The organism is Sphingomonas sp. SRI_018 (genome assembly GCF_057586275.1).
Genome location: NZ_JBYCZO010000001.1, coordinates 350043 through 363032 on the forward strand (window position 1 = coordinate 350043; position 12990 = coordinate 363032).

Annotated in this window: 6 protein-coding genes; all 6 read left to right on the forward strand. The window is 66.0% G+C overall.

Annotated elements, in window-relative coordinates; genetic code table 11:
• Positions 1-141 precede the first annotated feature (141 nt).
• The 6 genes from AC2YHA_RS01745 (at position 142) to AC2YHA_RS01770 (ending at position 12974) form a co-directional block, all read left to right on the forward strand.
• On the forward strand, positions 142-2652 hold the full coding sequence (locus AC2YHA_RS01745) for a GH92 family glycosyl hydrolase (RefSeq protein ID WP_487400131.1): 2511 nt from the start codon (positions 142-144) through the stop codon (positions 2650-2652).
• Between the two features lie 4 nt (positions 2653-2656).
• Positions 2657-4591: a glycoside hydrolase family 2 protein gene (locus tag AC2YHA_RS01750; RefSeq protein WP_487400132.1), complete on the forward strand. Its 1935-nt coding sequence runs from the start codon at positions 2657-2659 to the stop codon at positions 4589-4591.
• A gap of 304 nt (positions 4592-4895) precedes the next feature.
• Complete coding sequence (locus AC2YHA_RS01755; protein ID WP_233783227.1) at positions 4896-7970, forward strand: TonB-dependent receptor; 3075 nt, start codon at positions 4896-4898, stop codon at positions 7968-7970.
• A 140-nt stretch (positions 7971-8110) separates the two neighbouring features.
• Entirely contained in the window at positions 8111-9175 is a 1065-nt protein-coding gene (locus AC2YHA_RS01760) for a glycoside hydrolase family 43 protein (protein WP_487400133.1), read from the forward strand.
• Between the two features lie 80 nt (positions 9176-9255).
• Positions 9256-11532, forward strand: a complete 2277-nt coding sequence (locus AC2YHA_RS01765) for a GH92 family glycosyl hydrolase (protein ID WP_487401681.1) — start codon at positions 9256-9258, stop codon at positions 11530-11532.
• A gap of 17 nt (positions 11533-11549) precedes the next feature.
• Entirely contained in the window at positions 11550-12974 is a 1425-nt protein-coding gene (locus tag AC2YHA_RS01770; protein WP_487401682.1) for a glycoside hydrolase family 125 protein, read from the forward strand.
• The last annotated feature ends 16 nt before the right edge of the window (positions 12975-12990 follow it).

The window sequence follows — 12990 nt, forward strand, 5'->3', positions numbered from 1 at the left end:
TTTCATTTGACAAAAAGTTTTATTTAATCGAGGCTGATGGCGATCGGGTGAACCGATTCCATCCGCGCGATTCCGCTCGCGGCCGCGGCGAAAACAGAAGACGGGAGAGGGCGTCGGCCCTCGCAGCGAATGAGGGGGTGAATGGCGATTCTCCGTGCATCTGGCATGCGCCGACCGCTAGAGTCTGTCGGAGCGAAGCGGAATCGTGCTCCTGCGAAGGCAGGAGCGCTGGATCATCGGTACGGCACTCACGGCCTGGGCTCCTGCTTTCGCAGGGGCGCCGAAGCTGCTTCAGCCCGAACCGGACAGAGCCCAGGCGGTCAGCGTATATCGCTCCTTGCGCTGACTGCGGCCTGCGCCATTGCCGGCGCGGGCGCGGTCTACGCCCAGACCGGGCAGCCCCGACAACCCGTCGACGAGGCCAACCCCCTCGTCGGCACAGCGCCGCTCGACCGGCCCGAGCTGCTCGGCAATGCGCCGCCGCCGGGGGAGCCGGCCTATTCGGGCCAGACCTCGCCGGGCGCGCGGCTGCCGCACAGCTCGACCGAGGCGGCGCCGGTCAACGTCAATGTCGAGCTGAGCTATCCGTTCGGCGTCCCGGCGCCCTATCATTATCCCAATCCGACGATGATCGGCTTCACCGGGGGCGGCGGCAGCTCCTATGGCGCGCGGGCCGAGCCGATCGTCATGCCGGTGGTCGGCGACTGGACTGTGCCGCCGGCCTATAGCCAGGCCTGGTACGACAAGTCGCGCGAGAAGGCGTCGCCCGGCTATTATTCGGTCTATCTGGATACCTTCCGGACCAAGGCGGAGCTGACCGCGACGCAGTGGACCAGCCTGATGCGGTTCACCTTCCCCGAGAACAAGCGGTCGAACGTCATCGTCAATCTGCGCCGCGACGGCGGCGAGGTGGAGATCGTCGGCGACCGCACCGTCCGCGGGCATTCGCAGGACCGCGACGCAGGGCATGGCGCCGACGGGCCCTATTTTGTCGCGGAGTTCTCGCGACCGTTCGCCGCCTCCGGCACCTTCCGCGCGACCAGCGAGCACAAGGGCTGGGGCATCGGCGACAAGGACGTCGAGCCTGGGCGGCGCAGTATCTCCGGAAGCTATGCCGGCGCCTATCTCACCTTCGCCACCGGGGCCGGCGAGACGGTGCTGATGAAGATGGCGCACGGCCACAGCTGTGCCGAGGCCGAGCAGCGGCTGCGCGCCGAGCAGCCGGGCTGGGACTTCCAGCGCGTCCATGATGCGGCGCGCGGGGAGTGGGCCAAGATTCTCGACCGGGTCCAGGTCACCGGCGGGACGGCGAAGCAGCGGATGCTGTTCTATTCGACGCTGTTCCAGTCGTTCGCCAGCCCGCGGCTGATCGCGGGCAAGGGCGAGCGGTTCACCGACGCCAGGGGGCAGGTGCGGACGGTCGACTACGACCGCTACAGCCCGGTGCCCTTCTGGGATACCGGCCGCAACCAGATCGTGCTGCTCGAGCTGATGGAGCCCGAGCTGACGCGCGACGTGATGCAGTCCGAGCTCGACATGGCGCGCGAGAAGGGGTTCATGAACACCTCCTTCCACGGCGACAACGCGGTGTTCCTGTACCTCGGCGCGTGGCGGCGGGGCATCCCGTTCGACTATGCCGCGGCGTACGAATATCTGCGCAAGAACGCGATGGATCCCAAGGGGCTGCGCGACTATCTCGCCGAATATCAGAAGAACGGCTGGATCGCGGACATCGTCCCCGACGGCAACCCCAGCCCGCCCTATGCCGGGGGGAAGGCGGGGGCGGCGACCACGCTCGAATATGCGTGGGACGATTTCGCCATGGCCGAATATGCCGAGCGGCTGGGCAAGCATGAGGATGCGCGACTGTTTCGGCAGCGGGCGCTCAACTACCGCAACGTGTTCGATCGCTCGGTCGGCTTCATCCGCGGCCGCACCGCCGACGGCAAGTGGATCGCGCCGTTCGATCCGGGCGAGCCCTATTACAACTTCATGATGAAGGAGGCGTCGGGCTGGTCGACGCTCTGGCTGGTGCCGCACGATGTGCAGGGGCTGATCGACCTGCTCGGCGGGCGCAAGGCATTCAATGCCAAGCTCGATGAGTTCTTCGGCACGCCGTACAATCCCAAGGGCATCTGCCGCGACTGCACCGGCATGATCGGGCAGTATGTCCAGGGCAACCAGCCGGACCAGCATGCGCCCTATCTCTATGCCTGGAGCGGGCAGCCGTGGAAGACGCAGGCGCTGACACGGCGCATCCTCGACCAGCTCTATGGCAGCGACGCCTCGGGCTATGCCTTCCCCGGCATGGACGATCAGGGGGCGACCTCGTCCTGGTACGTGCTGAGCGCGATGGGCTTCTACACGGTCGATCCGTCGAGCCAATATTATGTCCTCGGCAGCCCGATCTTCGACACGGTCAAGCTGCGGCTGGGCAACGGCAGGACGCTGGAGATCGTTGCGCGGAACAACTCGGCGGCGAACATGTACGTCCAGTCGGCGACGCTGAATGGGCGGCGCTGGACCAGGCCCTGGTTCAGCCATGACGACATCAAGGATGGGGCGAAGCTGGTGCTGGAGATGGGGCCGAAGCCCAACCCGGCCTGGGGCAGCGCACCGGGCGATGCGCCGCCGTCGCTGTCGGGGAAATGAAGGGATGACGATGATCGTGAAGCTGGCGGGCGCGCTGCTGGGGCTGGCGCTTGCGTCGGGCGCGGTTGCGCAGGATGCGGTCTATACCGGCGAGGTGATGACGCGCTGGGGGCGGGAGGTGACGCCCGAGAACGTCTGGCGCAGCTACCCGCGTCCGCAGATGAAACGGGACAAGTGGCTGAACCTCAATGGCCGCTGGGACTATGCGATCACCCGCGCCGCCGCGCCGCAGCCGGCGCAGTGGGACGGCCGGATCCTCGTGCCTTTCCCGGTCGAGGCCAAGCTGTCCGGCGTCGCGCGCAAGGTCACGCCGGATGATCGGCTGTGGTATCGCCGCAGCTTCACCGTGCCGGCCGATTGGGCCGGGCAGAATGTGAAGCTGAACTTCGGCGCGGTCGACTATGCGGCGCGGGTGTGGGTCAACGGCGCGATGGTCGGGGCGCACGAGGGCGGCTTCGACGCGTTCGGTTTCGACATCACCGATTATCTGCGGCCGGGTAGCAACGAGCTGGTGATCCAGGTCGCCGACCCGACCAGCGCCGGCAGCCAGCCGCGGGGCAAGCAGTCACTCGATCCGTCGGGCATCTGGTACACCGCCGTCAGCGGCATCTGGCAGACGGTGTGGCTCGAGCCGGTGTCGAAGCTCCACATCGCCGACGTGCGCGCGACGCCCGACATCGACCGCGGGGTGGTGGAGGTCGACGTCGCGCTCAGCGGCTGGGCCAACGACACCGATGCCGTACGGTTGACCGCGCGGAGCGGCGGCAAGACGATCGCCTCGACCCTGATCCGCGCCAATCGCCATACGACGCTGGCGATTCCGAATGCGCATCTCTGGTCGCCCGAGGACCCGTTCCTCTACGACCTGACCGCCGAGCTGGTGACGGTGCGCGATCCCTATGCGGGCAAGCCGGAGCGCGACCGCGTCTCCTATGATGCGCGCTTCACCAAGGGCGAGCGCGATACCTATGCCGCGGCGCAGGTCGCCGGCGCGCCGCGCGACCGGGTCGAGACCTATTTCGCGATGCGCAAGATCTCGGTCGGGCCGGGGCGCGTCGCCGGCCAGCCGGTGCTGCTGCTCAACAACAGGCCCTATTTCCAGAACGGCACGCTCGACCAGGGCTGGTGGCCCGACGGGCTCTACACGCCGCCGTCCGAGGAGGCGATGAAGAGCGACCTCGTCTTCCTCAAGAAGGCGGGATTCAACATGCTGCGCAAGCACATCAAGGTCGAGCCGGCGCGCTATTACTACGACGCCGACCATCTCGGGATGCTGATCTGGCAGGATATGCCGTCGGGCGGGGGCGAGGACCAGTTCGTCACCGGCACCAGCCAGAGCCAGGCGGTGTTCTCGTCCGACCTGATGGCGGTGCACCAGAACGAGCTCGCCCGCATGATCGGCGGGCTGCGCGCCTTTCCGTCGATCGTGATGTGGGTGGTGAACAACGAAGGCTGGGGCCAGTATGATTCCGCGACGCTGGCGCGCTACGTCAAGGGCATGGACCCGAGCCGGCTGGTCAATGCCGACAGCGGCTGGCTCGACGTCGCGCCGACCGTGTCCGACGTGTTCGACATCCACACCTATGAGGATGTGCCGCGGCGGCCCGAGCGGCAGAGCGTGCGGGCGATCGTGCTCGGCGAATATGGCGGCATCGGCCTGCCGGTCGAAGGGCACATCTGGCGGCCGGGCAAGCGCAACTGGGGCTATCAGACCGCGAAGGACGAGGGCGACTATCTCGCCCGTTATCGCCGCAAGCTGGAGGAAGTGATCCGCCAGGCGAAGGACCATGGCCTCAGCGCCTCGGTCTATACCCAGACCACCGACGTCGAGGACGAGGTGAACGGCCTGCTCACCTACGACCGCGCGGTGGCCAAGGCGCCCGCCGAGTCGCTTGCCAGGATCGCCGCGCCGCTGTGGGAGAGCGACGGAAAGCGATGAGCGGGGTGGCCTAGGCGCGACGTTCGTCGCGCTTCGGCACCGCACCGGCGCTGCGCGGGCGGCGGTGCCGGCGTCGCTGCCCCGCCGAGCGGGGGAAATCCGGGCTTTCGGTGTGCCTTGTTCGGACAGCTGAAAACGTCGCTCCAATGATCCAATTGACAAATTGCTTTTTATATTCTGAAACAATGTTGCTTTCGCTGCTGCTGCGAATCGGACGGCCTAGAACCGCGTCCGGCCGGGCGGCGTGAAGCGAGGGACAAGCCGGAGGCCGTGGACGCCTCCGTCAGAGGGAGGACTATCTGAAATGCACGCTCGTCACGCACACCGCTCGCGCACCGTTTCGCGTAACCGCTTCACCCGCGATCTCATGTTGTCGGCCAGCGTGATCGTCGGCTTCGCCGGCGTCGCGCAGGCGCAGGATGCGTCCCCGGCCGCTCCCGCCGCGCAGGCGTCGCAGGAGGCTGCGCGGGCGTCGCAGGAGGCGGCTCGGGCGTCGCAGGAAGCCGCCCGGGCATCGCAGGAGGCGGCACAGGCCTCACAGGAGGCCGGCCAAGCCTCGCAACAGGCCGCGGAAGACATCGTCGTCACCGGCTATCGCCAATCGATCGAGGCCAGCCTCGAGCAGAAGCGCAACGCCAATGCCTTCGTCGACGTGATCACCGCCGAGGACGTCGGCAAATTCCCCGACAAGAACGTCGCCGATTCGCTGCAGCGCGTGCCGGGCGTCATCATCGACCGCGACGGCGGCGAGGGTAGCCGGGTCAGCATCCGCGGCCTGAGCTCCGACCTGACGCTGACCGAGCTCAACGGCAATTTCATCGCCTCGGCCGACGGCGACGATCCGGACCGGTCGTTCAACTATTTGCTGCTGCCGTCGAATTTCATCGGCAGCGTCGAGGTGTTCAAGTCACCCGAGGCGCGGCTCGACGAGGGTGGTGTCGGCGGCGTCATCATCAATCACACGCGCAAGCCGTTCGACCTCGATCCGTGGTCCGGCAGCGTCCAGGTCGAAGGCACCTATGCCGACGTGAGCAAGAAGGTCGAGCCGACCGTCTCGGGCATGCTTTCATGGCATGATCCGGAAAACCGGATCGGCTTCCTGGTCGGTGCGACCTATCAGGAGCGCACCAACCGCACGCTCTCGGCGAGTGGCGACAGCTGGCATTGGTGGACCGACGACAAGACCACTAATCCCGCGACCGACGTCAACGGCAATGTCTTCGCGAACGACGCCGCGATCGATTATTGGAACAGCGGTCAGGATGCGGGCACGACCACCCGCGACGGGACGCACTATAGCGGCTATTGGGCACCTCAGTCGGTAGCCGAGACCATTCGCGACGAGAAGCGCAAGCGGCTCGGCATCCAGGCGACGATGCAGGTGAAGCCGTTCGACAATTTCACGGTCACGGCGAACTATTTCCGTTTCCAGCTCAACGGCAACTACACGTCGAGCACCATCAAGATCCCGGAATGGGGCTACGGCAATTTCTTCACCGGCGCGACGCTCGACCCGAGCGGGACGATCTTCACCGGCGCCTCGTTCGAGGTGCCGCCGGAGGGAACCGGGTGCCGCGTCCCCGGCAATCTTTGCACGATGGAGACGCCGGCGCCTCAGGACACCTATGTGCGCCAGAAGACCGTTTCCAACACCTATGACGTGCGCGGCGAATGGACGCATGACCGTCTGGGCGTGAACTTCGTGCTCGGCAAGACGAAGGCGACCGGCGGGCCGTCGTTCCAGTTCTTCGCCCAGGCCAAGCCGCGCGCGGGGACGGTCAACGGCAACATGCTGAGCGCGTGGAACTTCACCGACCAGTCGATCGCGATGCAGGTCTCGCCCGACGTGCTGCAGAACATGCTGAACGGCGTCGCCCAGATCGATCTCGGCTCGACCGGTTCCGGCTTCACCAACAGCTCGATCTCGCAACGCTACGCACAGGTCGACGTGACGCGCGACTTCGACAGCTTCATCGACTCGGTCCAGGTCGGCGCCAAGTGGCGCGACGGCCGCGTTCACCGCCAGACCGGCCGCTTCGAATGGTATTCGGATGAGGCGAACACGCTGCGTTTCCAGGATACCCCTGGCGGCGCGCTGGCGCTGCCGGAAATCTTCTACCCCAAGTCGATGGGGAATATTGCCGGCGGCTTTGAGACCAATGTCTTCCCAGCGATCAACATCGCCAACTACATCGATTATCTGAACAAGACCTATAACGGACCGGTGCGCGTGCCCGAGCCGCAGAACGTCTACGACATCGGCGAGCGGATTTGGGCCGGTTACGCGCAGGTGAACTTCAAGACCGATACGATCCGAGGCAACCTCGGCGTCCGCGTCGTCAACACCAAGCAGACCGGCACCTCGACCGACACGCTGTATTATGAGGACGATTACTGCGTGAACGGCCCGGGCGGCCCGTTCTCGCCGCCGCCGGTCGGCGAGGACGGCAACTGCCTCGTGATCCCGCAGGCCCAGCGCGAGCGCCGGGTATACAGCCAGAACGATGAGTCGAAGAGCTACACCGACGTCCTGCCGAGCTTCAACATCGCGTGGAACGTGACCCCGACCCTGCTGGCTCGCGGTGCGGTCTCGAAGGTGATCTCGCGGCCGGGCTACGGCGATCTTGCCGGGGCGCGCTCGCTGACCTTCAATGCCGATCCGTTCGTCTACGACCGCGCGCAGTTCGGCGCCCTGCCGGGCTGGTTCGGCAACGGCGGCAATTTCGACCTGAAGCCGTTCAATGCGTGGCAGTACGACCTTGGCCTCGAATGGTATTTCCACCGCGGGTCGGTGGTCGGCGTGACGCTGTTCCGCAAGGACGTCTCCGATTTCATCGTGCCCGTCGTGGTCGACCTGCCGCAGGAGGTCGCCGGCGAGACGGTGACGGTCCAGCAATATGCCACGCAGGCCAACGGCTCCAAGGCGGTGTCGCAGGGCGTCGAGGTCTATGCCCAGCATACGTTGGACTTCGGCCTCGGCGCGCAGGTCAACTTCACCTACAACGACACCTCGATCGCCGACGTGAGCCTGAACGGCACCAACATCGGCAAGTCGCCGCTGGTGGGCAGCGCCAAGACGCAGATCAACGCGTCTGTGTATTACGAGCACGGACCGGTGCTGCTGCGTGCGTCGTACAACCGTCGCGGCGAGGTCGTTCGGGGCCTGCAATCCGGCCTGAACGTCTATGACGATCCGTACGAGCAGGTCGACCTCAACGCGTCGTACGACATCTTCAAGAACTTCCAGCTGACCGCCTCGGTCATCAACCTGACCAAGTCGGAGCAGCGGTCGCATCTCGGCAACGACACCAAGGATCGTTTCGTTTCGAACTATTATTCGGGGCGCCGTGCCTATGTCGGCCTCGCGTACAAGTTCTGACGATCGGGTTTGACCAGCTCCCCGGGGATGGCCCCCCAGCCTCCGCCATCCCCCTCTCCCGCCGGGCGCCACCACTTGCGCCTGGCGGGAGTGATGGAGGACCATGAGGCGGTGAGTATTGTAGGGGTCAGCGCCGAACCATGAGAAAGAGTCTCGCCGGCATCGCGGCGGCAGCGGCGCTGGGGCTGTCGGGATGGGCGTTCGCCGAGAATCCGATCGTGCCCGGATGGTATGCCGATCCGGAGATCCGGGTGTTCGCCGGCCGCTACTGGATCTATCCGACCCTGTCGGACGATTCCGACCCACCGGAGGCGAGCCCGCGCTTCTCGGCGGAACAGGCGCGGGCGCGCAAGCGGCGGACCGTCCGGCCGTCCTACGTCAAGCAGACCTATTTCGACGCCTTCTCCTCGCCTGACCTCGTCCACTGGACCAGGCATCGCCGCGTGCTCAGCACCGAGACCGTCGCCTGGGCGGCCTATGCGGTGTGGGCGCCCTCGGTGATCGAGGTGAAGGGGCGCTACTACATGTTCTTCGGCGCCAACGACATCCAGAGCGACCAGGAGCAGGGCGGCATCGGCCTCGCCGTCAGCGACCGGCCGGAAGGGCCGTTCAGGGACGCGCTCGGCAAGCCGCTGATCGGCGCCTTCCACAACGGCGCGCAGCCGATCGACCCGTTCGTGTTCCGCGACGATGACGGACAGGTCTATCTCTATTACGGCGGCTGGAGCCACTGCAACGTCGTGCGCCTCAGCGCTGACCTGCGTTCGGTGGTGCCGTTCGCCGACGGCACGACCTACAAGGAGATCACGCCGCCCGGCTATGTCGAGGGCTCGTTCGTGATCAAGCGCAAGGGCGTCTATTATCTGATGTGGTCGGAGGGCGGCTGGACCGGGCCCGACTACAGCGTCGCCTATGCCATGGGGCCGAGCCCGCTCGGGCCGTTCAAGCCGATGGGCAAGATCCTGCAACAGGACTTTCGCATCGCGCGCGGGGCGGGGCATCATTCGGTGGTCAACGTGCCCGGCACCGACGACTGGTACATCGCCTATCACCGCCGGCCGCTTGGCGACGATATCGGTGAGCATCGCCAGCTCGCGGTCGACCGGATGATCTTCAATCCGGACGGGACGATCCGGCCGGTGGTGATGACCAATGAGGGCGTGACGCCGCGGCCGATCGGCCACGCGCGAACAAGAGGAGAGTGATCTTGAACAGGGGTCTGGGCGGGGCGCTTCGCGGCGCGATTGCGGTGCTGGTGACGACGAGCCTGTGCGCGCCATTGCCGCTGACGGGCGCGGCCATCGCGCAGACCGCGCCGGACGAGGCGCTGGTCGACCTCGCCAATCCGCTGATGGGAACCGATTCCAGCTACACCCTGTCCTACGGCAATACCTATCCGGCGGTCGCCGTGCCGTTCGGCATGAACTTCTGGACGCCGGTGACCGGCAAGCTGGGGAGCGGCTGGGGCTACACCTATGACGCCGAAAAGATCAACGGCATCAAGCAGACCCACCAGCCGAGCCCATGGATGAACGACTACGGCGCCTTCGCGCTGTTCGCGGAGACGGGACCGCTCAAGCTCAAGCAGGAGGAGCGCGCGAGCTGGTACAGCCACAAGGCCGAGGAGGCGCGGCCGTACAGGTACGAGGTCTATCTCGCCGACTATGACGTGACCGCCGAGGTCGCGCCGACCGACCGCGCCGCGCAGTTCCGCTTCACCTTCCCCAAGAGCGACGATGCGCACATCATCCTCGACGGCTATGACGGCGGATCGATGGTGACGATCGATCCGGCGCGGCGGCGGATCACCGGCTATGTCCGCAACAACAGCGGCGGGGTGCCGAAGAACTTCCGCAATTACTTCGTCGCCCAGTTCGACCGCGACTTCACCGTCAGCCGCACCTGGGACGACAATTACCAGCTCGCCGCCGATCTTTCCCGGGAGGGCGGGCATGTCGGCGCAGTCGTCAGCTTCAAGACGCGCGACGGCGAGCAGGTGGGGGTGAAGGTCGCGTCGTCCTTCATCAGTCTGGAGCAGGCCGAGCGGAATCTGACGAGCGAGGTCGGCAAGGACAGCTTCGAGGCAACCGAGGCCAAAGCCAAAGCGATTTGGGAGAAGGAATTCGCCCGGGTCCAGGTGAGCGATCCCGACCTCGACAACCGGCGGACCTTCTATTCGGCGCTCTATCGGATGCTGCTGTTCCCGCGGCGTTTCTACGAGTTCGACGCCAAGGGGCAGGTGGTTCACTACAGCCCCTACGACGGGCAGGTGCACCCCGGCTACATGTTCACCGACAACGGCTTCTGGGACACGTGGCGCGCGGTGTTTCCGTGGTTCGCGCTGATGTACCCCGAGCTCGACGGCCAGATCATGCAGGGGCTGGTCAACACCTACAAGGAATCGGGTTGGCTGCCGGAATGGGCGAGCCCCGGCCATCGCGACGTGATGATCGGGTCGAACTCGGCTTCGCTGATCGCCGACGCGTACATCAACGGCGTGCGCGGGTTCGACGTCGAGACGCTCTATGAGGCGATGGTCAAGAACGCGACCACCTCCGAGGGACGGCCGAAGGACGAGCGGGGCGAAGTCGTCCACGCGGTCGGGCGCGAGGGCGCCGAGTACTACAACCGGCTCGGCTATGTGCCCTATGACGTCGGCATCAAGGAGAATGCCGCGCGGACGCTCGAATATGCGACTGCGGATTTCTCCATCTCGCGGCTCGCCGAAGCGCTGGGCAAGACCGAGGATGCGAAGCTCTATGCCAGCCGGGCGCAGAACTATCGCAAGCTCTACGACGCGCAGTCGGGCTGGATGCGCGGGCGCAACCAGGACGGATCGTGGGCGACGCCGTTCAACCCGTTCAAATGGGGCGACGCCTTCACCGAAGGCAACTCGACCCACTACAGCTGGTCGGTGATGCAGGACGTCCAGGGGCTCATCGACCTGATGGGCGGGGACAAGCTATTCGTCGACCGGCTCGATTCGATCTTCACCATGCCGCCGGTGTTCGACGAGAGCTATTACGGCCAGGTGATCCACGAGATCCGCGAGATGCAGATCGTCAACATGGGCCAGTACGCCCATGGCAACCAGCCGATCCAGCACATGATCTATCTCTACGACTGGGCCGGCGCGCCGTGGAAGGCGCAGTATCACGTCCGCGACGTGATGAAGCGGCTCTATTCGGCGGCGCCCGACGGCTATCCGGGCGACGAGGACAACGGCCAGACCTCGGCCTGGTACGTGTTCTCCGCGCTCGGCTTCTATCCGGTGACGCCGGCGGTCGGGCAATATGCGATCGGCAGCCCGCTGTTCCGCTCGGTCCGCCTCACCATGCCGGGCGGCAAGGTGCTGACGATCGAGGCGGAGAACAACGGCGCCAAGAACGTCTACATCCAGTCGGTCAGCTTCAACGGCAAAGCGCACGACAAGGCGTGGCTCGACCGCGCGGCGCTCCAGCAGGGCGGCACGCTGCGGTTCGTGATGGGGCCGACGCCCAACAGGCAATGGGCGAGCGGCAAGGCCAGCGCGCCCTTCTCGATGAGCGCGCCGGCGAAGTGAGAGAAGGGGAGATGACGATGGTCACGCGCCGCGAGGTGATGGCGGGCGCCGGTGCGCTGGCGATGGCGGCTGCGGTGCCGGCGGGTGCCGCGGAGCCGCTGGTCACCAAGCGACCGCCCAAGAGCGCGCGGCACTTCACCAGCCGCGCGGTCGAGGCGGAGATCGCCCATGTGAAGCGCAAGATCGCCGACCCGGAGCTCGCCTGGTTGTTCGAGAATTGCTATCCAAACACGCTCGACACCACCGTCCAGCTGGGCGAGGTCGACGGCAAGCCCGATACCTTCGTCATCACCGGCGACATCGACGCGATGTGGCTGCGCGACAGCTCGGCGCAGCTGCAGACCTATGTCCATCTGACTCCGAAGGATGCGGAGCTGCGAAAGCTGTTCCACGGCGTGCTGCAGCGGCAGGCGCGCTGCATCCTGATCGATCCCTACGCCAACGCGTTCATGCATGATCCTGCTGCGCTGTCGAGCCTGCCGGCACGGACCGACGCCACCGACATGAAGCCGGGAGTCGCCGAGCGGAAGTGGGAGATCGATTCGCTCTGCTATCCGATGCGGCTGGCGCACGCCTATTGGACGGCGACGCGCGACAAGGCGCCGTTCGACGAATTGTGGGCACGCGGGATGGCGCAGGCGGTCGCGACGCTGCGGGAACAGCAGCGCAAGGAAGGGCCAGGCTCCTATCATTTCCAGCGGGTCGACAAGTCGCCGACCGAGACGCTGATGTTCGGCGGTTATGGCGCGCCGACGCGCAAGGTCGGATTGATCCACTCGGGCTTCCGGCCCTCGGACGACGCGTGCGTCTATCCGTTCCTGATTCCGTCGAACCTGTTCGCGGTGTCGGCGCTCGGGATGCTCGCCAAGGTGCTGCGTGAGGCGCGCGGCGACGATGCGGCGGCCAGCCAGTGCGAGGCGCTGGCGGACGAGGTCCGCCAGGCGCTCGACACGTACGGCAAGATGCCGGACGGGCAGGGCGGCGAGGTCTGGGCGTTCGAGGTCGACGGCTACGGCAACGCCATCTTCATGGACGACGCCAACGTGCCGAGCCTGTCGGGCCTGCCGCTGCTCGGGGCGGCCGAGCGCAACGACCCGCTCTACCGCCGGACGGCGGCGCTCGCCTGGAGTCCACGCAATCCCTATTTCTTCGCCGGCAGCGCGGCCGAGGGGATCGGCGGGCCACATGTCGGCATGGACATGATCTGGCCGATGTCGATCATCACCCGCGCGCTCCTCAGCGACGACGATGCCGAGATCGTGAAATGCCTGCGCTGGCTCAAGACCACGCACGGCGGCACCGGCTTCATGCACGAATCCTTCCACAAGGACGATCCGGCTAAGTTCACGCGGAGTTGGTTCGCCTGGGCGAACGGATTGTTCGGCGACCTGATCATTGATCTGTCGAAGCGCCGGCCCGCACTGCTCGCCGAGCGGTTGTAAGACTTTGAAACACGGA

Excerpts from the sequence above, each read along its gene's own strand:
- AC2YHA_RS01760 (WP_487400133.1), top strand. The coding sequence starts at position 8,111 with ATGAGAAAGAGTCTCGCCGGCATCGCGGCGGCAGCGGCGCTGGGGCTG.
- AC2YHA_RS01755 (WP_233783227.1), top strand. The coding sequence starts at position 4,896 with ATGCACGCTCGTCACGCACACCGCTCGCGCACCGTTTCGCGTAACCGC.
- AC2YHA_RS01745 (WP_487400131.1), top strand. The coding sequence starts at position 142 with ATGGCGATTCTCCGTGCATCTGGCATGCGCCGACCGCTAGAGTCTGTC.
- AC2YHA_RS01750 (WP_487400132.1), top strand. The coding sequence starts at position 2,657 with ATGACGATGATCGTGAAGCTGGCGGGCGCGCTGCTGGGGCTGGCGCTT.
- AC2YHA_RS01770 (WP_487401682.1), top strand. The coding sequence starts at position 11,550 with ATGGTCACGCGCCGCGAGGTGATGGCGGGCGCCGGTGCGCTGGCGATG.